Source organism: Nonomuraea sp. MTCD27 (assembly GCF_041950495.1).
Classification (GTDB): domain Bacteria; phylum Actinomycetota; class Actinomycetes; order Streptosporangiales; family Streptosporangiaceae; genus Nonomuraea.
Genome location: NZ_JBGNUW010000029.1, coordinates 1 through 25,664 on the forward strand (window position 1 = coordinate 1; position 25,664 = coordinate 25,664).

Here is a 25,664-nt window from a genome sequence, read left to right on the forward strand (position 1 = left end):
CCTGCCAGCTGGTGGTCTGGGTGTTGTTGATCACGGAGTTGGGCGCGTACCCCTTCTTCACCCAGTCGGTCCACAGCGCCACCGCCGAGACGCCCTCGGGCGAGTCGAGCTTGGTGAGGTTCGCGCCGGAGCCCCAGAACCACGGCAGGAACTGGAAGCTGCCCTCCTCGGTGCCGATCGCCGAGAACGTGATGCCCTTCTTCCCAGCACCCTTCACCTTCCCCAGCGCCGCCGTCAGCGTCGCCCAGTCCTTGACCGAGGCGACGTCCACGCCGGCCTCCTTCAGGACCGCCTTGTTGTAGTACAGCGCCAGGGTGTTGGCCCCGATCGGGACGCCGTACGTCTTGCCGCCGCTCTGCCCGGCCGCCAGCAGGTTCGGCGCGATCGCCGTGACGTCGAGCTTGTTCTCCTCGGTCGTCGTCAGCACGCCCGCCTCGGCCAGCGTGGAGACCACCGGGTTGTCCACGATCAGCACGTCCGGAGAGTTGCCCTGCTGCGCCGCCAGCAGCGCCTTGTTCGTCAGGTCCGTCGTGTCGTAGCCGGTCCGCTCCACCGTCACCCCGGCCTGGGTGCCGCACGTCTCCAGCAACTTCACCCACTCCGAGCTCTTGTCGTACTGCGGATAGGGGTCCCAGATCGTGTAGGCGCCGGCGGTCTGGCTCGCGCTCGCCGAGCCACCGCCGTCTGACGACGGTGACGATGACGAGCAGGCGACCAGCCCGCCGGCGGCGGCCACAACCGCCAGACCGATGCCGGCCGCGCGCCGGCTCCTTGACGCTGATCTCATTGACGTGACCTCCGCTGACAGCGTGACGCGGCTGTTTCAGGCCTTAGCCGAACCGATTCGGCGAATCGGTTCGATCGAACATAGGCCCGGCCCGTCGCGTGCGTCAATGGGGTGCTCACCAAGAGGTCGAAGCCCGATGTGCGGCCCATGACACATCCTCGTCACGGGCTCCGAGGCCGGTCCCATGCGTGAAACGATTCGACTACGATAGGCGCGGCCGATTGCCAGAGCTAGGGAGCGCGGGTGAACATCGGGGAGATCGCCAGGCGGGCAGGCGTGTCGCGCAGCACCGTGTCGTACGCGCTCACCGGCAAGCGTCCGGTGTCGGAGGGGACCAAGCGGCGCATCCAGGCGGTGATCGACGAGCTGGGCTACCGGCCCAACGCCGCCGCCAGGGCGCTGAAGGAGGGCCGGACCCGCACGATCGGGCTGGTCATCCCGCCCGCCAGCCGGCGCCTGACCGACATGCAGCTCGGCTTCGTGGCCAGCGTGGTCGACGCCGCCGCCCACGCCGACCTGGACGTGCTGCTGTCGCCCTCCGGGGGCGAGCACGACCGCTCGTTCGAACGGGTGGTGACCGGCCGGCGCGTGGACGGCGTCATCCTCATGGAGATCCGGCTGGAGGACGACCGCGTCGCCCGCCTGCGGCAGAGCGGCCTGCCGTTCGTCGGCATCGGCCACACCAGCCACCCGGAGGAGATGTCCTGGGTGGACGTCGACTACGAACGGCTCATCGCCTCCTGCGTGCACCACCTGGCCGACCTCGGGCACCGGCACATCGCCCTGGTCAACCGCAACGCCGAGCTGGTCGCCGCCGGGTACGGGCCGGGTCACCGCGCCCAGGCCGGTTTCGACCGCGCCGTGGCCGAGCGCGGCCTGCACGGCGTGCGCGTCTGCTCCGCCGACGACGCCCAGGCCGGGCAGACGTGTGTCGAGCGGCTGCTGGCCGAGCACCGGGAGCTGACCGCCGTCGCCACCATCAACGAGGCCGCGATCCCCGGCATGTACCGCGCGCTGGCCGGGGCGGACCTGGCCGTGCCCGCACGATTCTCCATCGCCGGCGTCGCCGCTCAGCACTGGGCCGAGAACCTCCATCCGCCGCTGACCGCCGCCGACGTACCCGCCGGCCAGATGGGCGCCCACGCCGTCGAGCTGCTCATCCAGCGCATCGCCGACCCGCGCGCCCCGCATCGCCATCTTCTGCTGGCCCCGCCGATCTCGCTCCGCGGCACGACCGGACCCGCCCGGCCCCGCTCCTGACCAGAGGCCTGTCCGGGCCGCCGCCTGCGGCCGACACACCACCCCTCGTCAAGCGCGCCGCTCGACGTACGACCGCGCGTGACGGCGACATGGCCTCGCCATGTCGACCGCGTTTCCGGCTCTTGACCATCGCGCGGCAGGACGCTTATCGTCCAGTCGAATCGATTCGCCGAATCGGTTCGACTCACCCTCCGCACTCCCCGAACGGGAAAAGCGCATGGCCAACCCCTTGTCCCGGAGGATAGGCGGGCGCATGCCGCACGCCATCCTCGCCTCCGCCCTCGTCCTGACCGCGATCCCCGTGGCCGCCTTACCGGCCGCCGGGGCCGACCCGGCGCTCGTCCTCCACTACGACTTCGAAGGCGACCTGTCGAGCGGCGCCGTCGAGGACCGATCCCCCTCCGGGCTCGACGGAACCCTGGTCAACCCCGGCAGCGCCGGCACCGCCACCGGAGCCGACGGCACCCAGGCCCTGTCCCTGCCCGGCGGCGCGGACGGCTCGGCCACCGCCCCTTACGTGAGGATTCCGCAGGGCCTGTTCCGCGACCGCGCGGCCATGACCGTCTCCACCTGGCTCAACTGGGACGGCGGGCCCGACTTCCAGTGGGTCTACAACCTCGGCAAGGACGGCGGGAGCGCCACCTTCGTCACCCCGTCCTTCGCCGGCGACGCCACCACCCGCTCCTCCATCAAGCCGGTCAACGGCAACGTCGAAGTAGGCGTCCCCGGCCGGCAGAAGCTGCCCGCCCGCACCTGGGTCAACCTCGTCACCACCATCGACGGCAAGACCCTCACCTACTACGTCAACGGCGCGCCCATCGGCAGCACCACCGCGGAGATCGACCTGGCGGCGGTGATGCACGCCGAGGGCAACACCACCTCCGGATTCCTCGGCAAAGCCTTCTGGGGCGGCCACCCGTTCCTGTCCGGCGACCTGGACGACTTCCGCGTCTACGACGCCGCCATGAACGCCGAGCAGGTCGCCGACCTGGCCGGCGACCACCTGGCGACGCTGAAGAAGATCGAGCAGACCACCTTCGACGTCACCACCTACACCGGCATCGCGCCCGAACTGGCCAGGACCGCCACCGCCGAGTTCTCCGACGGCATCCGCCGCGGCGTGGCGGTCACGTGGGATGCGATCGATCCGGCCCGGTACGCCGAGGCCGGCCAGTTCACGGTCGAGGGCAGCGCGTACGGCACGCCCGTCGTGGCGACCGTCAAGGTGATCGACAACAACCTCACCGTCGACCTCGGCACCGAGACCGGGGCCTTCCACGGCGGCGCGTCCGGCACCCTGTACGGCGTCTACGGCGAAGGCGTCCCCACGCGCAACCTCCTGGAGGGCATGAGGCTGCGCACCGTGTCGACCAAGGCCCAGGACGGCCCGCAACACCCCGGCGCCGACGCGCTGGAGGTGGTCAAGCCGCTGGCCGACGCCACCGACGGCGACGTGTACATCTACATGACCGACATCTACCGCGGTTTCCCCTACCAGTGGCCCGGCAACACCCCCGAGGAACGGCTGAACGACTACAAGGCCAAGATCGCCAAGCAGGTCGACCAGGTCCTCAAGCTCGACCCGAAATATCAGGACAACATCGTCTTCGTGCCGTTCAACGAGCCCGAGGGCAACATGTTCGGCAGCGGCGCGTGGAGCTACAACAAGGTCAACTGGCTCAGCGATCCCCAGTACTACTTCAAGGCCTGGGACGAGGTCAACGCCCTGATCAAGGGCAAGATGCCGGAGGCCAGGATCGCCGGCCCCAACACCAGCATGCTGTACGAGCAGATCCAGGGCTTCCTCAAGCACACGCTGGAGGCCGGCACCGTCCCCGAGGCCATCACCTGGCACGAACTGGGCGCCCCCGACCGCATCCGCACCAGCGTCGCCACGTACCGGAAGTGGGAGCAGGCCGCCTTCAAGGGCACCGCCTACGAGGGCCGGCAACTGCCGATCAACCTCAACGAGTACGCGTTCAACTACCACACCTCGGTGCCCGGCCAGATGATCCAGTGGGCCTCGGCCATCGAGGAGTCGAAGGTCGACGCCGACATCGCGTACTGGAACATCGACGGCAACCTGTCCGACTCCGCCGTCCAGGCCAACCGCGGCAACGGCCAGTGGTGGCTGCTCAACGCCTACGGCCAGATGACCGGCAACACCCTCAAGGTCGTCCCGCCGCGCCCGAACGTCAGCTACACCCTGCAGGGCGTCGCCACCCTGGACCGGGCCAGGGCCCAGGCCCGCGCCCTGTTCGGCGGCACCTCGGGCAAGGCGGGCATCCGCTTCGACCACGTGGACCCCGCGCTGTTCGGCGGCACCGTGCACGCGCTGGTCCAGGAGATCCCATGGACCGGCCAGGTGGGCGACTCCGCCCAGCCCGACGTCGTCGCCGAGCTCGACCGGCAGGTGCACAACGGCTCGGTGGCCTTCGACTTCGGTGACGTACTGCCGGAGTTGAAGGAGGCCTCCGCCTACCAGATCATCCTCACCCCGGGGCGGGACACCACCTCCCCCGCCAAGGCGACCAAGCTCTGGCAGGCCACGTACGAGGCCGAGGACGCCGCGCACACCGGCAGCTCCTACCGGCGCGAAGGCCCCCAGGGCTCGCCCGACAACGTCGGCCAGTACTACACCTCCGGCCGCCACAACGTCGGCGGCCTGCGCACCGGCTCCGACCTGACGCTCGACTTCACGATCTCGGTGCCGCAGGACGGCACCTACGACCTGTCGGTCTTCGCCGGCTCGCACAACCTGGCCGACGCCGTCAAGGAGCAAGGGCCCACCAACGCCTTCCTCCGCGTGGACGGCAAGGCCGAGCAGGAGATCCACCTGCCCCTCAGCTACCGCTGGCTGGTCTGGGACCACGCCGACACCAAGGTCGAGCTGACCGAGGGCGAGCACATCATCACCCTGGCCGCCAAGAGCCTAGACGGCTCCCGCTCCACCAAGGGCGACGCGCTCGTCGACAAGATCGACCTGTCCCTCGCCAACCCGGCGGCGGCCGAGAAGATCTACGAGGCCGAGTACGCCACCCTCAAGGGCGCCGGCACCGACTACACCCGCAAGAAGGTCTCCGGCTCCGGCGTGGCGACCATCTCCAAGGACCAGACCGCCTCCTTCTGGGTCTACTCCCCCGACGACGGCGAATCCACCCTGGACATCGACACCCTCGGCGGCGGCCGGGCCTGGCTCGACGTCAACGGCCACCGCCTCACCGGCGTCAACGCCGACACCAGGGTCAAGGCGTTCCTGTCCGGCGGCGTCAACAAGATCACCCTCACCGGTCAGTCCGGCAGGCTGCTGCTGGACCGCCTGCGCGTCACCGACACCGACGGGACGCTCAAGCCCACCTGGTACGAGGCCGAGGCCGCCCGCGTCGCCGGCACCGCCAAGGTCGCCGCCTTCCCCCTGGCCGGCGGCGGCAAGGCCGTCACCGACGTCGGCGGCGCCCCCGGCAACGCCAACACCCTCACCTTCGACGTCACCGCCCCGGCCGACGGCACGTACGCGCTGACCGTCCGCTACTCCAACCCCGAACAGTCCCCCGCCTCCCACTACAACCCCGACCCCCTGGCCCGCCACGCCGAGATCTCCGTCAACGGCGCCCAGCCACAGCGGTCCTGGTTCCCGCACTCCTTCCACGCCGACAACTTCTGGGAGCAGACCATCCCGGTCGCGCTCAGGAAGGGAGCCAACACCGTCGCCTTCGCCTCCCACGAACTGCCGAACTTCGACGGCGACAGCTACATCTCCGACACCTTCCCCGACATCCTGCTCCGATCGAAGTACGCCCCGATCATCGACAGGATCGCGGTAACGCCGATCGCCAAGTAGCACATCGCCGGGCGGGGCCCATCAAGCCCCGTCCGGCGATCTTGGCGATCCGCTGACGTAACCACGCGCCTGACGGTTGTCGTGGAGAGCGGCGGGAGCGGCAGCCCGGCATCCACCACAGGCACGCGATCTTTCCTTCGACGCTCTGTCTCGCAGGCTCGGGCGCGGCAGGGAGCGCGCGGAGAAGCCAGGGATCATCTCACCGACTTTTCCGCGCTTATCTCGGCAAGACGGAGGAGACTGTCCACGACAAGGCGACCTAGTGGCGGAGACGACATGACCTGGAAAGACCACGACCTGCCTGTACTCAAGGCGATCGTCCAGATGGCAGATGAGGGTGCGGTCTTGATCCAGCCACACCAGATCGTCGAAAGGCTCGGCATGGACCCGGAGGACGTGCGGCGTTCGCTCGCCGCTCTGGCCGGTGAGAGGCCGCCCTTCTTTCAGTTCACCGATGTCACCGGCTCCGACTCGCAAAATCGGGAGATCGACGGAATTCACAGCCCGACCGGTGAAGCACGCCGCATCGCAGGCGTGTGGCCGGCGGAGATACTCGCAAGGAAAATCGTCGCCGGGTTCGAAGCAGCCGCCGAGACAGAGTCGGATGAGGAAAAGCGCATCAAGCTCAAGGAGACGGCGCAATTCCTGAGTGGCGCAGGCTGGCCGGTCCTGATCGGCGCGGCGGGGAACGCGGCATCCACGGTCACCAAGCTGTGAAGCCTGAACGTCTGGCTGACCAGGCGGCCACACACCGCGCCATTGGCTCCGGCCGTCCGACCAGGGCGAGCGCCAGGTGGAGGCGGCGTGGCCGCCCGGACGGGCAGGCCGAGAGGCACGACATGCGGCTCTTCACCGGGCAGCCGTGACGCGATAGACGGGTATGCCGGCCGCGATTCGCTCGAACTCCTCCAGCGGCGCGTGCCGGTCAACCGGCACGTGAGGTCGGGCACCCGGCGCGCGGGCCAGATAGCGGCGCAGAACGGGAGCCCGGGCCGCGGGTTCGACCTCCACCAGCCGGACACTGGCCCGTCGGCCGTGCCGCAACACCGCTCGGCCATCGGCCGCGCGCACGTTGAGCACCCAGTTCGTGGTCTTGCCGAGCATCGCCACCAGGTACCGCTCCCGCCTGCGCGCGGGGATTCATCATGCGTGCTGTACGACCCGCGCGTCGGGACCCGGGAAGACGAGCGTTTCGCGGTCGCTGTCCAGCCAGCGCACCGTGTAGGGCGGCGAGCCGTCGGCGTGCTCGACGCCCACGATCAGCCCCTCACGGCGGTGCTCTCCCCCGTACGTGCCCTCGATGATCATCCGATCGCCCACTGCGGCCTTCATCACGATCGCCTCGCCTCCCGCTGGATGCCGGTCCTTTTCAGCCTGTACGCACCGCCCATCGGGCACGAGAGCCAGAGGTCCGCTCCGCGTAGGGACTTTGGACCCTCGAACTTGATCGTCAGAAGACCAACGACTGCTCTCGCCCCTTGACGCACGCCGTTCGCGACGGGCCGTGAAGGGACCGACAAGGAGGAACGAGCGATGCGCGGAGTGGCCGTGACACCCCGGTGTCCGGCAGGACGACCTGTCGTATCCCTGGGCTACTCCCGCTGCGGTAGACGGGCCCGGTCCGCATCCCGGTGCCGTAGCCCGGAAGGCCCCTCCGGCCGGACGACCGGAGCGCGCCCGGTAGTGGACGATCCGGATCATGAAATCCTCACTCCAGTACGTCCAGGGGATCGCCCTGCTGGCCACCGGGCTGCTCGCGGGCGCGTTCGGATACGGCGCCGCCAATGTCGTGCCCACGTTCAACGCCGTGCCGTTGGAGGTGCGCCTGACCTTCCACACCGCGATGATGAAGGTCAACGAGCCGGTCATGCAGAGCGCCATGGCCCTGGCCATCCTGTCCTCCTTCACGCTGGCGGTGATGTCCCGCGGCCTGCCGCGGCGGCTGGCGGCCGGGGCCGGCGTGCTGGCGCTGACCTCGCTGCTGGTGACGGTGTTCGGCAACATCCCGCTGCACGCCGACATCCGGGAATGGGCGGCCACGACCGCCCCGGCCGGCTACGCGGAGATCCTGCGGCAGTGGGAGACCTTCCACACCATCCGCACCCTGACCGGTCTGGCCGCGTTCGCCTCCCTGATCATCCTGGCCGTCTTCGCACCGCCCGCCCGCCGAGCCCGTACGGCATCCCCTGGCGCTCCACGGGCCGCATCCGCGATACGGGGCCTGGAGATCGAGGGGTCCACGCAGTGACACGGACGCGAAAGATCATCGCTGTGACTCTCGCCGTCCTGGTCGGGCTGCCGTTGCTGGGGGTTGGCGGGCTGCTCGTCTGGGACGGGGGCATCGACGGCGATCCACGCCGGGAGGTTCTCCCCGGCGTCCGGATCGATCTGCGGACGGCCATGACGCGGCACGGGCCGGTCGAGTACGACCTGCACGGTGCGGAAGGCAGTCCCGTGGTGCTGTCGGTCCACGCCGGTCTCGGCGGAGCGGACCAGGGACGATTGTTCGCCGCCTGGTTGGAGAGAGACGGGTTCCGCGTCCTGAGCCCTTCGCGTCCGGGTTACCTCGGCACCCCGCTGGAGAGCGGCCGGACCAGCGAGGAGCAGGCCGACCTGCTGGCCGCACTGCTGGACGAGCTCGGCATCGACCGGGTGGGGATCCTCGCGGTCTCGGCCGGCAGTCCGGTCGGCTACACCTTCGCCGCCCGCCATCCGGAGCGGACCTGGGGCCTGGTCTCCATCGGCGGAATCAGCAAGCCGCGTCCCGCGGCCGGGGCGAGCTCGCCGGTGCGCAGAACGTTCCTGAACACCGTCGGCCAGAAGCTCGCCCTGCTGACCGCGAAGGTCTCCGTCGAGACCATCGTCGCCGGAACCCTGGACGAGACCAGCACCTTCACCGAGGAGCAGCGCACGGAGCGCGTCGCGTACATCATGAACACGCCGCACGCGCGAGAGTACTTCGAGGCGATGTTCGCCACCACCTTTCCCTACCAGCAGCGCTGGCCGGGCACGGACAACGACGCGGCGCAGGCCCGGCGGGGCGGCGCACCCCTGGAGCGGATCGGGTCCCCGGCCCTGGTGATCCACGGCACGCAGGACGGCGACGTGCCGTTCGACCACGGGGAGTCCGCCGCCGGGCGGATACCCGGGGCCGAGCATCACTGGATGGAGCACGAGGACCACCTGGGCTTCTGGCTCGGCCCCAAGGCGAACCAGGCGCAGGCCGTGGCGAGCGCGTTCCTCCGGCGGCACATGCCGAGCTCATGACCACCCTGCCGCACCGGTACGCGCCCCGGCCTTGCGCTACGTGGCGCGCCGAGCTCATGCGACCGGGCAAGCCGATCACCATCTCACCGCCCGCCGCCTGACCCGCGTTCCCGGCCACCACCCGCCCCGGACGCGGGCGGGGCTGGTGAACCCATCGAAGGTGCCCTCTTCCAGACACTCCATGCCGAGCCGGTGCTCGCGAAAGGGGTGACCGCCGGGATCGCCCCAGCGGCGCATGGTGACGCGCTCCAGCCGCCCGTCCGGCGCGATGACCGGCGTCACCTCGTAATCCTCGCCGTCGAGTGTCCTGCACGAGGGCAACATCCGCCGGATCATCGTCAAGGACTCGCACGGGCGCACCGTGATGGAACTCCCGGTGACCATGGGAGCCGTGGCGTTCGTCGCCGCCCCGTTCCTCACCGTGGCCGCAGCGGTCGCCGCCCTCGCCGCGGAATGGACCATCGACATCGAACGGCAGCTCCAGGACGCAGCCGACGTCGAGGACTCGGTGGACGTCACCGTCGTGCAGAACGACCAGACCAAGGCGCCGGCGGCCTGAACACCTGCCCGTGGGGCCGGACACCCATGGCGACAGGCGGCGAGGCCAGGTGTGCCACTTCTGGCGGCGGGTGGGGTCGCCACCCGGCTCACCCCTGCCTTCGGTCAGCATGGATCACCCTGCTCTGAGCGGCACCCGTTCGTTCGGCGGCTACCGTCAGCCCACGGACCAGAGCGTCACGAGCACGTCGACGGGGAGCGCGCTACGAACCGAACGCCGTGCGGCTGGAGCACGTGCTCGCGCCGCCGTACGCACTCTCGCTGGACCTGCCCGAGGTCGTCGCGGCCGGTTCCGGTCGAGTCCCCGATCCGGGACTCGACCGGCATCTCCCAAGCACGCCACCCGGACGTCAACTCGCCCGGACCACGGCGACCGTGCAGGGCGCGTGGTGCAGGACGCCCTTGCTGACCGAGCCCAGCAGCGCCGAGCTCACGGCCCCGCGCCCGTGCGAGCCTACGACCAGCAGATCCGCTTCCGCCGACGCCGCGGTGAGCGCCTCGACCGCGCCGGCGTACCGGATGTCCACGACCACGGTCACGTCCGGGTACTGCCGGGCGAACGGCTTCAGGAGTTCCTTCACCATCTCCTCGCGGGCGGGGTCCTCATGGGGCGACACGGTCCCGAACGCCTGGACGGGCAGCCGCCAGGCGTGCACGGCCCGCAGCGTGCTGCCTCGCAGGGTCGCCTGCTCGAAGGCGTAGGCCAGCGCGGGCCGGCCTTCAGGTGTGTCGTCCACCCCCACCACGACCTGTCCGTACGTCGGCCGTTGCGCGCCCTGCACCACCACGACCGGGCCCTCGGTGTGCCCGGCGACCTGGTCGCTGATCGACCCCAGAAGCGCGCCGGTGAACCCGCCCAGCCCTCGGCTGCCCACCACCATCTCGGCGGCCGCCTTCGCCTGCTCGCGCAGGATGCTCGCGGGAGACCCCTCCTCCAAGCGCGTGGTGACCTCGACGCTGGGCTGGCGTTCGTGGACCAGAGCCACCGCCTCGTTGAGAGCCTTCTGCCCGGTACGCCGCAACTGGTCGGGCCGGTCCGGATCCGGGAACTTCGAGATCTGGTGCGGCTGCCGGTCGACCGCGTGGACGAGCCGCAAGGGCTGGTGCATGCGAAAGGCGTCATTGGCGGCCCAGGCCACCGCGGCACGCGCCGGTACGGAACCGTCGACCCCCACAACAATCATGGCTTCCTCCTTCGTCTACGCTCCATCAGACCGGAGGCGGCGGACGATGTTCAGGGCCGGAAGTCCGGCGGCCGGGAGCCGAAGGACCATCAGCCGAGGACGGTCTGACAGGGCTGAGAACCCCCTTCGGGACGCGCTGCCGTACTGACGGGTGGCCTGGACCCTCATCGGCCCGCGCGCTCGACGCCCGCCCAGTGTCCAGATCGCCACCACGGCGAGGACCGTGCGGGACGTGCTGGAGCGGACGTACGTCCCGATCCGGCGGCGTCCCGTCACGAATCCGTGCCGCGCCCGGTCCCTGTAAGGGGGCGAAGGTCCCGCTCCCGGGAGCCGTACGACCCTGCCCACCCGCGCGGACTCCCCGCACTCTGATGGCCGAGGAGGTCCCGATGATGAAGTCGATCAACCCGATGATGTTGCGCCTGCGCCTGTACCTCCCGGACGGCAACCGCCTGCGGCGGCGTTCCGACAGGCTGGAGTCCGTCCTGGTGCTGTCCGCCGTGGCCCTGGTACTGGTGAGCATCTGGCCGGCGGTGCTGGCCGGCCGGCTGGGCTACGAGGCCGCTCTGCAGGACGAGCACGCCCGTTTGAGCACCCGCCACCAGGTCACGGCCACGCTGCTGGAGGACGCCCCCTCCACCCGCATCTCCTTCACTGAGGTCCCCTCCGAGCGGCCGACGGCGGCGGCGCGCTGGACGACTCCCGCGGGCGAGGAACGGACGGCCCGAATCCCCGCGCCCGCGCTCGCCAGAGCCGGCTCGACGGTCGCGGTGTGGCTCGATGCCTCCGGTAAGCCCGCCCCACCGCCCACCGACCCCCTGGTCCTGCAGATGAGGGGAATGGCGACGGGCCTGCTGATCGTGCTCGCCGCCGCGATTTCGGCACTGGGCTCTTACGCGGGCTGGCGGCGGTGGGCGGATCAGGTCCGGTACCGGGAATGGGACCTCGCCTGGGAGCGGGCCGACAACACATGGCGTCACCCACGCCAGCCCTAGAAAGTCCGAGCATGGCGTACGGAGACCATCCAGGCGATTTCACGGCTTCTTCAGCGCGTGGTCGAATGCCATGAGATCCTTTCTGCGTCTGCGATCAGAGCCTGCACCGGATAGCCGGCCACCTGCTCATTGCGTGCCTCGCCGATACCGCGCTCCGGAAGGACCTGCACCGGTCGAAGGTCGCTCGCCGGGGAGATGTGACCTGCCGATCGCAGGAGGGACCGAGCCGCTCCACCGGGCGACGGCAGGGATGCGCGGCGCCGGGCCGCCTGGACGGTGTACGCCTGTGCGCGGCCGCGACGCCTCGGCCGTGCACGCAAGGCGTGATGACGGGCCCGTCCTCGGCGAGGGCGAGGGTGTCCCCCGGCCCCTGCTCCCGGCGGCAACCCCCGAAGGCACGTAGGACGCCACGGATCGTGGCTTTGAATGATCTTTGCGTCAGGGCCCATAGCGTCCGTTGCTGAGAACCCTCTCACCGAAGCGGACGGCGTTGCTCCCGTCTACGCCGCTGCTTCGTCTCGCCCTGGAGTCATTAGGAGCAGCAACATGTCCACGCTCACCAGAACCCTCTCCGCCGTGACGGTGGCCGGCCTGTCCGCCCTCTTTCTCGCCGCCCCTCAGCCCGCCCAGGCATACTCCGAGATCTCCTGCTTCGGCGCAGGAGATGCTTCCTTCTCCTCAGAGGTGGGCATGGCGACCGAGTCCACGGACGTGAGCTACCGGGGCAAGGAGCGGAGCTGCATCGACCACAGCGGCGCGGGCATCACCTCCGCCCGGTTCAGCGTCACGTTCGACGACGTCCCCCTGAGCTGCGCAGCCACCCACTTCGGCGGCGTCGGCAGCACCGGCACCGCCATCATCGAATGGAAGATGAACGGCGCCAAGCAGATCAGCGAACTCGACGTCTACATCGACGAGACCATGCTCAACGACATCAAGATCCGCGGCGTCGTGACCAAGGGCGTCTTCAAGAACCGCCGCTTCACCGGCATGTTCGACATGAACCTGGTGGGCAGGTCCGGCAAGTGCGCGACGGGATCGTTCGACACGGTGAACAGCACCTCCTTCGACGGTGACTTCAGCATCGACTGACCTCGGACGCACCGGGGGCCGATCCGCTCAGGGCGGCCCCCCGCGCGCCCTCCCCGCGGTTTGTACGGGTTCGTGGACTCGCAGCTTGAGGCCGACGGCTGCCCTGCGGTCGGCGGCTCGCAGGGCGCGAGCGCGTGCTTGACGTGGCAGGCGCCGGCACGATGTTGCGAACGCCGGCCGACACGCCTGGGCAGGGTGGCGAACGCGAGCGATCGTCGAGACCCGTGGATCAACTCTTCGTGTGCAGGGCGAGCGACTCCCGGTTCTGCGTGACCGCTGCGATGAGATCGTCGAGATCACACTCCACGGAAGCATTGACGACGGCTTTGAAGTCGTGGACCCTCGCCGCCGTCTCAGCGAAGTCAGAGGGGTAGAAGCTCCAGCCCTCGATGCTGCTCCAGCCTGCCTGAACGATGGCCTGGCCACCGTCCGGCGACGACACGCGCAACCAGGCCGTGCACTGGTCCGAGAAATCGAAGGGCAGAAAGACGGTGCCTCCAGTGAGCCGCAGTCGCCGGAGGTGCGCACCCCACTGGTCGAGGAGCCGCACGAGGCCATCCGTAATGTTCTGATCTGTCTGTGCGGACTCGTCGACGGCTAAATAGTACGAATCGCAGACATGCCGATAGGTGCCCAGTCGCAGCATCAAGTCGTCGTGGACATCACGATCGGTGGTGCGCTCCAAGCGCAGCGGGACGTGGTTCATGATGAGGACTCCAGCCTGGTCGAGTCTGAGGCTATGCCACTGCCTTCTCGGGGGTTGTTGAGCGGACTCGGCCGGCTTCAAGGCCAACGCCAGGCCCGGCGGCGCGGGATACGCCCCGGTCCCGGGCAGGCCACCACTTACCTAGAGTCATGGACGTACAAGCAAACGCGCGAAGATGATCAGCGTGTCGGTATCGTCGGGACCCGGTGCTTAGGGGGCGCCGAACCTGATGGCGTCCGGTTCGCCGAACCGCTTCTCAGCTCTCCGGCGCCAGAGGGCCGAGATCGCGGACGACCTCGGCCAGAGCCCGGACGAGCTCGTTCTCCGTCTCGCTGCGCCACACCAGCGCGTACGGCAGCGGCCCCATGTCGGTGACCGGCAGGTAGGTGATGTCCGGCCGTACCCAGTAGCGGGTCATGTGGACGGGGAAGAGCACGACGATCTCGGCCATGCTGGCGAGGGTGATGGCCTCTTCCGTGTTCTGCACCACGGGGCCACGCTCGATCGTGCGGCCGCGGCGGGTCGCGCGCGGGATGTAGGCGTCGTACCAGTAGCCGGGCCGGGTGTCGGACTGCGGGTGCTGGAAGTCGGCGGCGATCTCCAGCGAGACCGACGTGCGGCGGGTGAGCTCGTGGCCGGTGGAGACGGCCAGCACCCGGGACTCGGCGAGCAGCACCGGTCCCACCGTGAGGTCGGGCTCGTCGATGGGCAGCCAGGCGATCAGGACGTCGATGTCCCCGCGGCGCAGCGTGGCGAAGGCGTCGCTGAACTGGGATTTCTGGACGCGCAGCTTCCACTGCGGGTGCCGGAGGCGGAAGACGTCCCAGTAAGGGCGCAGGTCGTAGGCGTTGGCGGGCAGCATGCCGACGCGCAGGGTGCCGGTGATGCCCTGGCCGGCGAGCTGGGCGCGCTCCATGCTGTCCTTCAGCCCGGCGTAGAGAGGCCGGAGGTCGTCGCGGAGCTGCTGCCCGACCGGCGTCAGCCGTACCGTGCGGTTGGTGCGCTCGAACAGCGGGGCGCCGATCTGCCGTTCCTGCTTCTGGATCGCCTGGGTGACGCGGGCGGGTGACAGGCACAGCCGGGCGGCGGTGCGGCCGAAATGCAGCTCCTCGGTCAGGGTCAGGAAGATCTCGATGTCGCGAAGTTCCACGCCTGGCCTGCTCCGTTTACTCCCACCGAAGATGATCTTTCGGGATTCGTCGTTGTTCTGGGTGCTTACCGTACTTGATCCTCGAATCGCACGAACCGTTCGTTCGATGGAGCATGTTGATGGACGTCCTCATTTCCGGCGCCGGCGTCGCCGGGCCCGCTCTGGCGTACTGGCTGCGCCACCACGGTTTCACCCCCACCGTGGTGGAGCGGGCCCCGCGGGTGCGGGCAGGCGGGTACGCGGTGGGTTTCCGCGGCGAGGCGCTGGACGTGCTGGACCGCATGGCCCTGCTGGAGCAGGTCCGCGCGCTGCGCACGCGGATGGGCGAGCTGATCGGCCTGCTGCACGAGGTCACCCGCCAGGAGGTGGAGTACGTCTTCGGCGACTCGATCGCCACTCTGGAGCAGGACGCCGACGGCGTGCGGGTCACCTTCGAACGCGGCCGGCCACGCCGTTTCGACCTGGTGGCCGGCGCCGACGGGCTGCACTCGCGCACCCGCTCACAGGTCTTCGGGCCGCGCGAGCGGTTCGTCCGGCACCTGGGCATCTACACGGCGACGTTCAGCCTGCCCATCAACCTCGTCCTGCGCGACACCGGCCGGCTGCACAGCATGCCGGGCAAGGCGGCCGACATCTTCCGCACCCGCGGCAACACCGAGGCGTACGCGGCGCTGCACTTCGCCTCCGGGCCGCTGGCCTACGACCGCGACGACGCCGCACAGCACAAGCGCATCGTGGCCGAGCAGTTCGCCGGCGAAGGCGGGCCCATCTGGCACCTGCTGGAGGAGATGAGCAGGGCGGAGGACTTCTCCTTCGACGCCAACGCCCAGGTGGAGATGGACCGCTGGTCCGCGGGCCGGGTGGTGCTGCTCGGGGACGCCGGCTACTGCGCGGCGCCGACCTCGGGCCGCGGCGCCTGCCAGGCGCTGATCGGCGCCTACGTCCTGGCCGGCGAACTGGCCGTGGCCGGCGGCGAGCACACGGTGGCGTTCGCCGCCTACGAGCGGGAGATGCGCGGCTTCGTCACCGAGCATCAGCAGATGGGGCGCGAAGGGGCCGACCGGTTCTTCATGGGCGCGCCCATCCAGGAAGGGCTCGGCATGGTCGCCGCCGACGCACCGAGGACGGCCCGCGCGCCCATCGTCAGGCTGAAGGACTACGCTCCCGGCTTCGCCGCGAAGCGAACGTGACCGATGGGGACCATGACGGCACGATCCCCGCCGGCGATCACGGACGCCGGCCCTCGTACGAACGTCCTGATCCCCGCCGACCGGCCTTGACGCTCACCGCCGGGTCGTATCAGCGGCGGCGTCAGGACGGCGACGGCCTGGTGTCAGAGCGGTCGGCGATCGTGGATGCCATGAACGGTTCGGCAACGGTGGCCTCGAAGCTGGGGCGATTTTCTCGGGCGACCCGGCCTGAGCCATTCGGAAACCCGCACTCCAGCGTCCGTCCGCTCACGTGATTTCTCCCAACAAGAACTGAAGGAGCACATAGCCATGTCCATCACCCTTTCCGAGCAGGACCAGCTCACCCTGCGGACCGCCGCGTGGGGCGCCGTGTCGCTGATGTCCGCCGCCGGTGCCGCCGGCTCGGCGCACAAGGCCGCCACCGAGGGCTCCATCGCGCTGACGTCCGCGACCGGCCTGGTCGGGCACGTGCTGGCCCAGGCGCCCAAGGGCGTGAAGTACGGCAGGACCGTGGCCGAGCTCGCCGACCAGGTGCTGCCCGCCCTGACGCGGTCCATGAGCCTGCTCCAGCAGCGGGACCCGGCCGAGGCCGCCGACTTCCGCCGCACCGTCCTGGTCGCCGTGGAAGCGTCCACCCGGGGCGAGGCCGGCCCCGCCATGGCGGAGATGGCCCGCAAGATCACCGCAGCGCTCGACGCCGCCTCCGCCGCGACCGGGACGGACGCCCCGGCCGTGCCGGAGGCCGGACAGGATCGCCCGGAGCTGGACAAGGTCATCCAGGAGATGGTCGATTCCGGCTTCGTCGGGGTGACGCTCCGCGTGAACGACGAGCGGGGCGAGTGGACCGGCAGCGCGGGCGTGGCCGAGTTCGGCGGGACCGAAGCGCCGCCGGTCGACGGGCACGTGCGGATCGGCAGCAACACCAAGACCTTCACCGCCACCGTGGTGCTTCAGCTGGTGGCCGAGGGCCAGATCGGGCTGGACACCCCGGTGGACGACTACCTGCCCGAGTTCGGGCTGGACCGGCGGATCACGGTGCGGATGCTGCTGCAGCACACCAGCGGCGTGTTCAACTTCACCGGCGACTTCGACCCCGACGGCACGTTCGTGCCCGGCATCCCCGCCACCCCCGCGGGCAAGGAATGGGTGGACAACCGCTTCCACACCTACCAGCCCGAACAGCTGGTACGCCTGGCCCTGTCCAAGCCCGCCCGGTTCGAGCCGGGCACCGACTGGAGCTACGCCAACACCAACTACGTGCTGGCCCGGCTGCTGATCGAGAGGGTCACCGGCCGCCCGGTCGCCGAGGAGATGCACCGGCTCATCCTCGAACCGCTCGGCCTGACCGGCACCGTCCAGCCGACCACCCAGACCGACATCCCCGAGCCGTACGCGCACGCCTACTACCGCTACGACGAAGACGGCGAGCAGCACACGATCGACGTCACCCGCCACAACCCCTCCTGGATCTCCAGCGGCGGCGACATGATCTCCACCACCCGCGACCTGCACACCTTCATCACCGCGCTGGTCGGCGGCAAGCTCCTGCCCAGCGAGCTGCTGGCCGAGATGTGCACCCCGGAGGCCAAGGCCGGCTACGGCCTGGGCGTGTTCGTGCAGGAGACGCCCGGCGGCGGCACCGTCATCACCCACAACGGCGGCATGGCCGGCCACGCCGCGCTCATGTACAGCACCCCCGACGGCAGCAAGACCCTCACCGCCGCACTCAACTACCCCGACGATGCCGCCATGTCCCTGGGAGCCGCCTTCCAGCAGGCCACCCAGCGCCTGTTCGCCGAGGTCTTCGGCAACGAGCAGGCCGGACGGCCCTGATCTCCATACGGAGGCCGGGCGTGACCTGCGCGCGTGGGTGCGGCTGCCGCGGGATCACGGGGTGACGTGGGCCAGGATCGGCGAGGCTCTGGGGGCGTCACGCCAGGCCGCGTGGGACCGGTTCGCGGCCCAGGGCAGTTTGGGCTCGAGCTTGTCGTTGGGCTGGGTGGACTTGGTCACGCCGGCGATGCCGAACATGACGGCCAGCACGGCCTGCACGATCCACAGGGCGATGGTCATCAAGGTTTCTTCGCGGGTCGGGGGGTGGCCGGGGCGAGGGCCTCCGGCATGGCCATGGCGGCTGGTCAGCCGGCGCAGACGTTCTCGGACCTCATGGCGAGCGCATCAGGAGCAGGTGACGGCGATCTTGCCGAGCGTTCCGGCACCGAAGGCGGCGAACGCCTCGGGGGCCTGCTCCAGCGCGTAGGTCGCGGTGACCGGGACGCGCAGCGCGCCGGCGGCGGCGTGGGCGGCCAGCTCGGTCAGGGTCTGCGGGTTCGGGTCCGCCATGATGGTGTGCACGGTGACCTCGACGCCCTGGACGGCGTCCGGGGTCAGGCCGAGGGTGGAGGCGAGCCGGCCGCCCTCGCGCAGCAGCCCCGCCAGCTCGGCGCCGTCGCCCGCCAGGTGCAGCACGGCGTCCACACCCTCCGGCGCGAGCGCGCGGACCTGGGCCGGCAGGTCGCCGCTGTGGTCGACCAGCTCGACCTTGGCGTCGGTGAGGCCGGTGACGAAGTCGGCTTCGGCGCCGGGACGGGCGGTGGCGATGACGCGGGCGCCGCGGGCGGCGGCCAGTTGCACGGCCAGCGCGCCCACCCCGCCGGTGGCGCCGGAGACCAGCACCGTCTCGCCTTCGGCCAGGGCGACGGCGTTGAGGCTGTCCAGCGCCGCGGTGCCGGCCAGGCCCAGCGCGCCCGCCTCCGCAACGGCCAGCCCCTTGGGAAGGAGGGTGATGCCGTAGCCGGCCGGCACGGTGAGGTACTCGGCCATGGCGCCGGGCCCCAGGAACGGCTTCATCACCACGCCGAAGACCGCCTGCCCGACCGTGAAGCCCTCGACGCCCTCGCCGAGCGCCTCGACGGTGCCGGCGAAGTCCTTGCCCACCACCAGCGGGAAGCGGTGCTCCATCATCTGCCGCAGGTAGCCGGCGGCGACCGACAGGTCGAAGCCGTTGACCGAGGAGACGGCAACCTTCACCAGCACCTCCCCTGCCTCCGGCTGCGGGGCGGGGATCTCGGCCAGGGCCGGGGTCTCGGGGACGGAGTTCAGCGTTACGGCACGCATGAGCTGCACCTCTCAGAAAGTGGAACGGGCTACCCGTTTTCCGCTGCCCAGCGTAGCAACAGAAGTGGGTAGGTTGTTCCACTTGGGTAGAGTAGACGGCATGGATCTTCCCGCCGACTCCTCCGAGCCTTCGGGCGAGCAGCCCGGACCGGGGCTGCGCGCCGACGCCGAACGCAACCGCGAGCGCATCCTCGCCGCCGCCCGCCGCCTGTACGCCGGCCACGGACTCGACGTCTCCATGGCATGCATCGCCCGCGAGGCAGGCGTCGGCAAGGCCACCCTGTCGCGCCGCTTCGCCACCCGCGAAGAACTCATCAACGCCGTCTTCGCCGACCGCATGGACGCCTACGCCGCCGCCGTCGCCGAGGCCCTCGCCGACCCCGACCCTTGGCACGGCTTCACCGGCTACGTCCAGGCCGTCTGCGCCATGCAGGCCGCCGACCGCGGCTTCGCCGAGGTGCTGGCCATGACGTTCCCCGCTGCCAAAGCCCTGGAAAAGCGCCGCGCCGAGGCGTACCACAGCTTCCTCGACCTCATCGCCCGCGCCAAGGCCACCGGCCACCTGCGCAACGACTTCACCGACCAGGACATGGTCATCCTGCTGATGGCCAACGCCGGCGTCATCGCCGCCAGCCAGGACGCCGCCCCCGACACCTGGCGCCGCCTCGTCGGCCAGATGCTCCGCGCCTACGCCACCCCCGGCGCCGACCTGCCCCCGCTGGAGCCGGCCCCAACACCCACCGCCCTGTACCGGGCCATGGTCCGGCTCACCCGCTCTGCCCCCGGCCCTGAGGGAAGCAAGGGGTGAGCAAGCGGCCGTGGCCTGGCTGCCGACCTGACCGCGGCGACGACGAGCACAGCGAGGTCTTCACCTGCGCTGCGGGCGCGAGGTCGGTTACGCCGGCGTCAGGATGGGCGACGGTCACGGGCTGCGGCGAAGGGGGCTCAGCCCAGCGGGCGATGGCCGGGGAGCGCGTCAGAACAGTTGCCTGTCCGGGACGATGCGGCTCAGTAGTGGATCGGGCCTTTCGTTCCCCCGCTGGCGATGACCGCGTCACCGTTGATGGCGACGCTGAGCGGGCTCGCCAGGAAGGCGACCACCGACGCGACCTCCTCCGGCTCCACGAGCCGTCCGATGGAGACGGAGGCGGCCATCCGTCGTTCGACCTCCTCTCTGGTGCTCCCGCTCTCCGCTGCCCGCCGGTCGGCGATGTCCAGCATGGTTTTCGTACGGGTGCCGCCGGGGTGGACCACGGTGACGTTGATGCCGCTGGGCCCGAGCTCGTCCGCCAGATTCTTGGTCATGGCGGCGACCGCGACGTTGCGGATCGAGCCGGTGATCGAGCCGCTCTGGCGGGCCGCGAGCCCGCCGATGTTGATCACACGTCCCCAGCCGCGCTCCGCCATCGCCGGGGCGAACGCGCGGACGCAGCGGAGGTACCCGCGCACCTTCACGTTGATCTCGGCTTCCAGATCGTCGTCGGGGATCGCCCCCGGATTGGTGGCGGCCGCATTGTTCACGAGGATGTCCACTCCCCCGAGACCGCGCACGGCGGCCTCCGCCATCGCGGCCACGGACGCGTCGTCGCCGGTGTCCGCGGCGATGCCGATGACCCGGGCACCGGTTTCCGAGCTCAGGCGGGCCGCCTGCTCCTCGACGTGCCGGGCGCTCCTGGCGACCAGGGCCACGGCGGCGCCCTCGGCCGCGAGCGCGCGGCCCACCGCCCATCCGATTCCCCGGCTTGCGCCGGTGACCACGGCGCGCCGCCCCGTCAGTTGCAGATCCATGTCCACTCCGTTCAGCTGGTGAGCGTTGAGAGGTGATGCGGAGCGAACACAGCGGGACGGGTCGTACGGTGATCGCGCCCATGTGCGGCAGCCACGTGGCAACTCCCCCGGTGTTCTGGTGGGATCGCTGACGAATCTAGCCCCGGCCATCGGCTCGCGAGTTGACGAAACGCTGACGTCCGCTTCTATACGTCCTGCACACGTCGGTCGAGGCCAGGAAAACCGGCCGGGAAGCAGACAGGACGACACCCGTTAGATGTGCATCTCGCCCCCGTCAACGACCAGGTCGGCGCCGAGGAAGAAGCTGCCCTGGTCGGAGGCGAGGAAAGCCACCACGTTGGCGATCTCGTCCGGGCGCCCGATGCGGCCGAGCGGGATCGCCGCAGCGAAATCCGACTTGGTGACGGGCGTGTCCCCCGTCCCGACCACGCCGTCGAGCCCGGGGGTGTCGATGGTGCCCGGGGAGATCGCGTTGACCCGGATGTTCCGGCCCTTGAGCTCGTTGGCCCAGGTCCGGGCGAAGGACCGGATCGCCGCCTTGGAGGCCGCGTACGTGCCGAACGCCGCGACACCGTCACCGGCGCGCACCGAGCTGTTCAGGATCACCGACGCGCCGTCGTTGAGCAGCGGCAGCGCCTTCTGCACCGTGAACAGGGTACCCCGGACGTTGACGCCGAAGATCTCGTCGAAGTGCTCCTCGGTGACCTGCTCCAGCGTCGCGAACGACGCGGCGGCGGCGTTGGCGAACAGCACGTCCAGGCCCCGGCCCCGGGCCCGGACCGCGTCGTAGAGCCGGTCCAGGTCCGCCAGGTCCGAGATGTCGCCCGGCACGGCGGTCACGGCCGCCGGGCCGATGCGCTCCACCGCCGCGTCAAGGACCGCCTTCCGGCGGCCGGTGATGAAGACGTGCGCGCCTTCGGCCGCCAGCCGTACGGCGGTGGCCAGGCCGATCCCCGTTCCGCCGCCGGTGACGACCGCGGTCTTACCTTCGAACTGTCCCATGCTTTCCACCTCGTTAGAAATCTGTATCGATCGGTACGGAAGTGGACGATAGCACTTCCGCACCGATCGGTACAGAAGAGGTATGATCGGTGACGTGAACACCCAGGGGAAGGCGCCGATCGGCCGGCCGCGCGGCTTCGACGTCGACAAGGCGCTCGACCGGGCCATGCGCGTCTTCTGGGAGCAGGGCTACGAGGGCGCCAGCCTCACCGACCTGACCGACGCCATGGGCATCAGCCGTACCAGCATGTACGCCGCCTTCGGCAGCAAGGAAGACCTGTTTCACAAGGCCCTGCAGCGCTACACCGACGGCCCCGCCGCGTACGTCCCGCGGGCTCTGGAGAAGCCGACGGCGCGGCAGGTCGCCACGGCGTTCCTCAACGGGTGCGTACGGGCCACCACCACTCCCGGCTGTCCCGCCGGCTGCCTCGGCGTCCAAGGTTCCCTGGCGGCGGGCGAGGCCGGTCTCAGCGCCCGGGACACGTTGGCAGCCTGGCGTGACAACGGCATCTCGCTCCTGCGGGAGCGGTTCCAGCGGGCCGTCGATGCGGGCGACCTGCCCGCGGGCAGCGATCCCGGCCTGCTCGCCCGATACCTCATGGCCGTGGCCAACGGCATCGCCGTGCACGCCGCCGGTGGCGCGACCCGCGACGAGCTCCACATGGTGGCCGACATGGCCCTACGGCAGTGGCCGCCCACCTGATGCGCATTGGCTCCCGGGCACGCGGGCGCCGCCCTCCGAGGTGTCAAGGAGTCAGCGTGGAGGCGCGCTCCGCAGCACCCGAAGTGGCGGCTCGCTCACGGCATGTCCGATGTCCGCATCCGGGCACGAGCTTAGGACGATGTCCCAGGTGGGTGTGCCGAGGCGGGCGAGTGTGTTGTCCCTGAACCGAATGCCCCCGGTGCCCTTGGCGTCGAGCGCGGGCACGCCGTCCAGCATGAAGCGGTTCCCCTCGACGACGACGCCGCGGTGGACGGGGTGGGCGGGGTCGGACGTCGCGGTCCGGGGATCCACGAACACCGCTGGACCGCCTGGTTCGACGAACTCGTTGCCCCGCACGGTGAGGTCCCGAACCGGCCCCGACTCCCACCAGTCGGTGGCGTCGCCCGAAACGTAGACAGCCGCCATTCCGGTGCGTTCGAACCGGTTCTCCTCGATGAGCACCGGGCGGCGGGTGGTCACGAGCACTCCACGCGTGGGCACGTTGCGAAAGACGTTGCGGACGATGTGCACGGTCGGGGTCCTGGTCACGTTCTCCACCGCGGCTCGTCCCGCCAGCTCTCCGGGAAGCGTGGAGCCGACCGTCAGCGTGATGGTCCTGAGAGGACCGCCGTGGTCCCGGCCGCTGGGCTGACGCACCCGCTCCACCGTCGCCAGGGCGATCGGCCGCAGCGTCTCGCGGTCGACGATCTCGACCTCGTCGCCGACTGAGAACTGGGGCATGCCCGCCGTCTCCCGGTGTGCGTACTCCAGTTCCACCGTGCGCGGGGTGGGCTGACCGGCTACGCGCAGATAGGTGCCGTGCACGTTGACCGGGTCGTCGTGTGGCCCGTCGAAGAGGCAGTCACGCACGACCGCACGGCCGGAGCAGCCGGAGAACTGCACGAAGTCGGCGAAACCCGCGCTGTGCCGCCCGGTGCCGGGTGGTGACCTGAACTCGCATCTCTCGATGGAGATGTCACGGCTCGCCTGGGCCACGACGCCGAAGCCGTGCAGGAACCGAAACCGTACGCCGGACAACGTCACGCCGGTGCTGTCGAGCACGAGCCCGCCTGGATGATCACGCGTCGTCAGCCGCATCTGGTAGACGAGGCCGAGGTCAGCCGGTTCCTCGTCGTGGTCGTACACGATCCGGATCTCGCGCCGACCCGCCGCCACGATCTGGTGGACCCCGTCGAACAGGGGGTTGGGGGCACGGCGGGTCCGCCCGGCGGCCGGGTCGTGGATCTGTGAGTACTCCAGCGCGTCGTGACCCTCCCAGGCGTACGTTCCCGAGCCGAGGAGCTCCCCGTGCCAGCGTACGGAACGGCCGTCGACGGAGAACAGCGTGGCCTCGGGCACGCTGATCACCCGGTACGCCCGTCCTGCCGCGAGCCCGGCGTCCACCACCGTGGCGTCGACCACGGTCGGGACGGCGAAGTCGAACTCGAGCCCCTCGATCCGTACCCGGCGAGAGTCGATCACGGCGAAGGTCGTCTGGAGCCCGTGCAGGACCAGGCGGGCGCCCGCGCCGGAGATCACGAGATCGTCTGCCGCCTCGACGAGCAGGGCGATCGTCTTGTCACGTACGCGCGGGTCGTCGCCCACGGTATTGGAAACGTACAGCTCACGTCGTTGCGCGGCGTCCGGCCAGAGGTGGTATTCGCCCGGGGGGAACCGGAGCGTCGCCGGACCTGCGTGGGCCGCGGCCGCCTGGAGGGCCGCCACGACCGAGGGCGCCGCGTCGCCTCCCCCGTCGGGGACCGCGCCGAAGTCGGCCACGTCAAGCGATGTCCTCACCGGCCGGCCCTCTCCGTGGAGCCGTCCGGGACGAGAGGAGGGGACGCCGCCAGCGTCTCGGGATCCACCAGGACCCGCCCGCCCGCGCTGAGGTCGATCCGGCCTTCGCGTCCACCGGCTCGCACGACGACCTGGGTACGGCCGGCCGGCCGCCGAGCGCGCAGCGCGATCTCTGTCGCCCGCACCTGCCCGGCCTCGGTGTCCCAGGCCACGTCCACCGCGACCCCCGGTCGGGCGACGATTCCGCGCACCCGTCCGCTGCGCCATTCCGGCGGCACGGCCGGCAGGACGGTGATCTTGCCGTCGTGGCTCTGAACCAGAGTCTCCGCCACCGCCGCGACGTAGCCGAGGTTGCCGTCGATCTGGAACGGCGGATGCGCCCCGAAGAGGTTCGGGTACAGCCCGCCGCGCTCGCCCGCCGATTCCATGGGCGCCGGGCGAAGCACCAGGCCGAGCAGCCGCGACACCCTCGCGGGTTCCCTGAGCCTGGCCCACAGCGCCAGCTTCCAGGCGAGTGACCAGCCGGTGGAGTCGTCTCCCCGATCGTCGAGGGAACGGGCCACGGCCGCGGTGAGCCGGGGGTCGGCCGGAGTGTCCCCGGGATAGGCGAACATCAGGTGGCTGAGGTGCCGGTGCCCGCGTTCGGCCCGCGGCGCGTCGTCGATCCATTCGCGGACGAGGCCGTCACGGCCGGTGGCCGGCTCCGGGATCAGCGGCAGCACGGCCCGGGCCGCCGCGACGACCGGGTCGTCCGTGCGGTGGAGGCGCCGCGCGAGGGCGGCCAGCGCCGTGAACAGCCCGGAGATCAGGGTCAGGTCCATCGTCGAGGAGCGGCCGACCGCGACGCTGTGCCCCTGCGGCGTGAGGTAGTGGTTCTCCGGCGAGGTCGAGGGCGACGTACCGACGGTCCCGTCGGGGTCCCTGACCAGCCAGTCGAGGCAGAACTCGGCGGCCCCGCGCAACACCGGCCACGCCCGCTCGCGCGCGAAGCGCTCATCCGCGCCGAAGCGCAGCCGCTCGGCGAGGAGCCAGCTCAGCCACACTCCGCCCATCGGCCAGAACGCCCAGGCACATACAGCGAAGACCACCACACCACGGGCAGGACGCCCGAACCCACCTCGCGCTCGAGCCACGGACCTTCAGATCAACACGGCGATCGGGTTCTCGCACCCAACACGGTCGGTCAGCCTGCCGGTTGCGACGCCGAGGTCGAGCACCCGAGGGCCG

At 70.4% G+C, this 25,664-nt stretch carries 25 protein-coding genes; 12 read left to right on the top strand and 13 right to left on the bottom strand.

From position 1 onward, the window contains the following. Positions 1–787 (bottom strand): extracellular solute-binding protein (locus tag ACBJ59_RS53275; RefSeq protein ID WP_375117649.1); only part of this gene is annotated, 787 nt, incomplete at its 3' end. Positions 788–1,030: 243 nt separating this feature from the next. On the opposite strand from ACBJ59_RS53275, the gene ACBJ59_RS53280 reads away from it, so the two are divergent. From ACBJ59_RS53280 to ACBJ59_RS53290, 3 genes are all read left to right on the top strand, one after another. After that, positions 1,031–2,047, top strand: a complete 1,017-nt coding sequence (locus ACBJ59_RS53280; RefSeq protein WP_375117650.1) for a LacI family DNA-binding transcriptional regulator — start codon at positions 1,031–1,033, stop codon at positions 2,045–2,047. A 253-nt stretch (positions 2,048–2,300) separates the two neighbouring features. Continuing rightward, positions 2,301–5,888 carry a LamG-like jellyroll fold domain-containing protein gene (locus ACBJ59_RS53285; RefSeq protein ID WP_375117651.1) on the top strand — a complete coding sequence of 1,196 codons (3,588 nt, stop codon included), beginning with the start codon at positions 2,301–2,303 and terminating at the stop codon, positions 5,886–5,888. A 276-nt stretch (positions 5,889–6,164) separates the two neighbouring features. Further along, positions 6,165–6,605: a hypothetical protein gene (locus ACBJ59_RS53290; protein ID WP_375117652.1), complete on the top strand. Its 441-nt coding sequence runs from the start codon at positions 6,165–6,167 to the stop codon at positions 6,603–6,605. Between the two features lie 132 nt (positions 6,606–6,737). On the opposite strand, the gene ACBJ59_RS53295 is transcribed toward ACBJ59_RS53290, so the two are convergent. Continuing rightward, positions 6,738–6,998: a hypothetical protein gene (locus ACBJ59_RS53295; protein ID WP_375117653.1), complete on the bottom strand. Its 261-nt coding sequence runs from the start codon at positions 6,996–6,998 to the stop codon at positions 6,738–6,740. A 33-nt stretch (positions 6,999–7,031) separates the two neighbouring features. Then, a complete protein-coding gene (locus ACBJ59_RS53300) occupies positions 7,032–7,220 on the bottom strand; it encodes a DUF1918 domain-containing protein (protein ID WP_375117654.1) in 189 nt (62 codons plus the stop codon). Between the two features lie 367 nt (positions 7,221–7,587). Between ACBJ59_RS53300 and ACBJ59_RS53305 the strand changes: the two genes are divergently transcribed. Together ACBJ59_RS53305 and ACBJ59_RS53310 are read left to right on the top strand one after the other, a co-directional pair. Continuing rightward, entirely contained in the window at positions 7,588–8,136 is a 549-nt protein-coding gene (locus ACBJ59_RS53305) for a DUF1772 domain-containing protein (RefSeq protein WP_375117655.1), read from the top strand. Positions 8,137–8,159: 23 nt separating this feature from the next. Next, positions 8,160–9,155, top strand: a complete 996-nt coding sequence (locus tag ACBJ59_RS53310; protein WP_375117656.1) for an alpha/beta fold hydrolase — start codon at positions 8,160–8,162, stop codon at positions 9,153–9,155. 75 nt (positions 9,156–9,230) lie between these two features. Here ACBJ59_RS53310 and ACBJ59_RS53315 read toward each other — a convergent pair whose 3' ends face one another. Beyond that, positions 9,231–9,479 (bottom strand): hypothetical protein, encoded by a 249-nt coding sequence (locus tag ACBJ59_RS53315; protein WP_375117657.1) that lies wholly within the window; start codon positions 9,477–9,479, stop codon positions 9,231–9,233. Between the two features lie 40 nt (positions 9,480–9,519). Here ACBJ59_RS53315 and ACBJ59_RS53320 point away from each other — a divergent pair, with 40 nt between their 5' ends. Continuing rightward, the gene (locus ACBJ59_RS53320; protein WP_375117775.1) at positions 9,520–9,714 is read left to right on the top strand and encodes a DUF4342 domain-containing protein; all 195 of its coding nucleotides are present in this window, start codon (positions 9,520–9,522) and stop codon (positions 9,712–9,714) included. Between the two features lie 349 nt (positions 9,715–10,063). On the opposite strand, the gene ACBJ59_RS53325 is transcribed toward ACBJ59_RS53320, so the two are convergent. Continuing rightward, on the bottom strand, positions 10,064–10,897 hold the full coding sequence (locus ACBJ59_RS53325) for a universal stress protein (protein ID WP_375117658.1): 834 nt from the start codon (positions 10,895–10,897) through the stop codon (positions 10,064–10,066). Between the two features lie 389 nt (positions 10,898–11,286). On the opposite strand from ACBJ59_RS53325, the gene ACBJ59_RS53330 reads away from it, so the two are divergent. After that, positions 11,287–11,892, top strand: a complete 606-nt coding sequence (locus ACBJ59_RS53330) for a hypothetical protein (protein WP_375117659.1) — start codon at positions 11,287–11,289, stop codon at positions 11,890–11,892. A 546-nt stretch (positions 11,893–12,438) separates the two neighbouring features. Further along, positions 12,439–12,984, top strand: a complete 546-nt coding sequence (locus tag ACBJ59_RS53335; RefSeq protein WP_375117660.1) for a hypothetical protein — start codon at positions 12,439–12,441, stop codon at positions 12,982–12,984. Positions 12,985–13,213: 229 nt separating this feature from the next. Here ACBJ59_RS53335 and ACBJ59_RS53340 read toward each other — a convergent pair whose 3' ends face one another. Further along, on the bottom strand, positions 13,214–13,690 hold the full coding sequence (locus ACBJ59_RS53340; RefSeq protein ID WP_375117661.1) for a hypothetical protein: 477 nt from the start codon (positions 13,688–13,690) through the stop codon (positions 13,214–13,216). A 256-nt stretch (positions 13,691–13,946) separates the two neighbouring features. Beyond that, positions 13,947–14,840 (bottom strand): LysR family transcriptional regulator, encoded by an 894-nt coding sequence (locus tag ACBJ59_RS53345; RefSeq protein ID WP_375117662.1) that lies wholly within the window; start codon positions 14,838–14,840, stop codon positions 13,947–13,949. Positions 14,841–14,959: 119 nt separating this feature from the next. Between ACBJ59_RS53345 and ACBJ59_RS53350 the strand changes: the two genes are divergently transcribed. Both ACBJ59_RS53350 and ACBJ59_RS53355 read left to right on the top strand, forming a co-directional pair. Then, entirely contained in the window at positions 14,960–16,030 is a 1,071-nt protein-coding gene (locus ACBJ59_RS53350) for an FAD-dependent monooxygenase (RefSeq protein WP_375117663.1), read from the top strand. 309 nt (positions 16,031–16,339) lie between these two features. Further along, positions 16,340–17,863 carry a serine hydrolase domain-containing protein gene (locus tag ACBJ59_RS53355; RefSeq protein ID WP_375117664.1) on the top strand — a complete coding sequence of 508 codons (1,524 nt, stop codon included), beginning with the start codon at positions 16,340–16,342 and terminating at the stop codon, positions 17,861–17,863. A gap of 54 nt (positions 17,864–17,917) precedes the next feature. Here ACBJ59_RS53355 and ACBJ59_RS53360 read toward each other — a convergent pair whose 3' ends face one another. Together ACBJ59_RS53360 and ACBJ59_RS53365 are read right to left on the bottom strand one after the other, a co-directional pair. Then, on the bottom strand, positions 17,918–18,103 hold the full coding sequence (locus ACBJ59_RS53360; protein WP_375117665.1) for a hypothetical protein: 186 nt from the start codon (positions 18,101–18,103) through the stop codon (positions 17,918–17,920). Between the two features lie 105 nt (positions 18,104–18,208). Further along, positions 18,209–19,147, bottom strand: coding sequence for an NADP-dependent oxidoreductase (locus tag ACBJ59_RS53365; RefSeq protein ID WP_375117666.1), 939 nt, complete (start codon positions 19,145–19,147; stop codon positions 18,209–18,211). 100 nt (positions 19,148–19,247) lie between these two features. On the opposite strand from ACBJ59_RS53365, the gene ACBJ59_RS53370 reads away from it, so the two are divergent. After that, a complete protein-coding gene (locus ACBJ59_RS53370) occupies positions 19,248–19,955 on the top strand; it encodes a TetR/AcrR family transcriptional regulator (protein ID WP_375117667.1) in 708 nt (235 codons plus the stop codon). A gap of 200 nt (positions 19,956–20,155) precedes the next feature. On the opposite strand, the gene ACBJ59_RS53375 is transcribed toward ACBJ59_RS53370, so the two are convergent. Further along, the gene (locus ACBJ59_RS53375) at positions 20,156–20,935 is read right to left on the bottom strand and encodes an SDR family NAD(P)-dependent oxidoreductase (RefSeq protein WP_375117668.1); all 780 of its coding nucleotides are present in this window, start codon (positions 20,933–20,935) and stop codon (positions 20,156–20,158) included. Positions 20,936–21,187: 252 nt separating this feature from the next. Continuing rightward, complete coding sequence (locus ACBJ59_RS53380; protein ID WP_375117669.1) at positions 21,188–21,937, bottom strand: SDR family oxidoreductase; 750 nt, start codon at positions 21,935–21,937, stop codon at positions 21,188–21,190. A 94-nt stretch (positions 21,938–22,031) separates the two neighbouring features. Here ACBJ59_RS53380 and ACBJ59_RS53385 point away from each other — a divergent pair, with 94 nt between their 5' ends. After that, positions 22,032–22,640: a TetR/AcrR family transcriptional regulator gene (locus ACBJ59_RS53385; RefSeq protein ID WP_375117670.1), complete on the top strand. Its 609-nt coding sequence runs from the start codon at positions 22,032–22,034 to the stop codon at positions 22,638–22,640. A 51-nt stretch (positions 22,641–22,691) separates the two neighbouring features. Here the strand turns inward: ACBJ59_RS53385 and ACBJ59_RS53390 are convergent, their stop codons facing one another. Together ACBJ59_RS53390 and ACBJ59_RS53395 are read right to left on the bottom strand one after the other, a co-directional pair. Next, a complete protein-coding gene (locus tag ACBJ59_RS53390) occupies positions 22,692–24,437 on the bottom strand; it encodes a hypothetical protein (RefSeq protein ID WP_375117671.1) in 1,746 nt (581 codons plus the stop codon). Continuing rightward, positions 24,434–25,570: a glycoside hydrolase family 95-like protein gene (locus tag ACBJ59_RS53395; RefSeq protein ID WP_375117672.1), complete on the bottom strand. Its 1,137-nt coding sequence runs from the start codon at positions 25,568–25,570 to the stop codon at positions 24,434–24,436. The genes ACBJ59_RS53390 and ACBJ59_RS53395 overlap by 4 nt, the downstream gene beginning before the upstream one ends. Positions 25,571–25,664 lie beyond the last annotated feature (94 nt).

Coding starts and splice junctions, on each gene's coding strand:
- ACBJ59_RS53355 (WP_375117664.1), top strand. CDS start 16,340: ATGTCCATCACCCTTTCCGAGCAGGACCAGCTCACCCTGCGGACCGCC.
- ACBJ59_RS53285 (WP_375117651.1), top strand. CDS start 2,301: ATGCCGCACGCCATCCTCGCCTCCGCCCTCGTCCTGACCGCGATCCCC.
- ACBJ59_RS53305 (WP_375117655.1), top strand. CDS start 7,588: ATGAAATCCTCACTCCAGTACGTCCAGGGGATCGCCCTGCTGGCCACC.
- ACBJ59_RS53370 (WP_375117667.1), top strand. CDS start 19,248: ATGGATCTTCCCGCCGACTCCTCCGAGCCTTCGGGCGAGCAGCCCGGA.
- ACBJ59_RS53290 (WP_375117652.1), top strand. CDS start 6,165: ATGACCTGGAAAGACCACGACCTGCCTGTACTCAAGGCGATCGTCCAG.
- ACBJ59_RS53340 (WP_375117661.1), bottom strand. CDS start 13,690: ATGAACCACGTCCCGCTGCGCTTGGAGCGCACCACCGATCGTGATGTC.
- ACBJ59_RS53330 (WP_375117659.1), top strand. CDS start 11,287: ATGATGAAGTCGATCAACCCGATGATGTTGCGCCTGCGCCTGTACCTC.
- ACBJ59_RS53315 (WP_375117657.1), bottom strand. CDS start 9,479: ATGTTGCCCTCGTGCAGGACACTCGACGGCGAGGATTACGAGGTGACG.
- ACBJ59_RS53365 (WP_375117666.1), bottom strand. CDS start 19,147: ATGCGTGCCGTAACGCTGAACTCCGTCCCCGAGACCCCGGCCCTGGCC.
- ACBJ59_RS53380 (WP_375117669.1), bottom strand. CDS start 21,937: ATGGGACAGTTCGAAGGTAAGACCGCGGTCGTCACCGGCGGCGGAACG.
- ACBJ59_RS53335 (WP_375117660.1), top strand. CDS start 12,439: ATGTCCACGCTCACCAGAACCCTCTCCGCCGTGACGGTGGCCGGCCTG.
- ACBJ59_RS53375 (WP_375117668.1), bottom strand. CDS start 20,935: ATGGATCTGCAACTGACGGGGCGGCGCGCCGTGGTCACCGGCGCAAGC.
- ACBJ59_RS53325 (WP_375117658.1), bottom strand. CDS start 10,897: ATGATTGTTGTGGGGGTCGACGGTTCCGTACCGGCGCGTGCCGCGGTG.
- ACBJ59_RS53350 (WP_375117663.1), top strand. CDS start 14,960: ATGGACGTCCTCATTTCCGGCGCCGGCGTCGCCGGGCCCGCTCTGGCG.
- ACBJ59_RS53360 (WP_375117665.1), bottom strand. CDS start 18,103: ATGACCATCGCCCTGTGGATCGTGCAGGCCGTGCTGGCCGTCATGTTC.
- ACBJ59_RS53320 (WP_375117775.1), top strand. CDS start 9,520: ATGGAACTCCCGGTGACCATGGGAGCCGTGGCGTTCGTCGCCGCCCCG.
- ACBJ59_RS53300 (WP_375117654.1), bottom strand. CDS start 7,220: ATGAAGGCCGCAGTGGGCGATCGGATGATCATCGAGGGCACGTACGGG.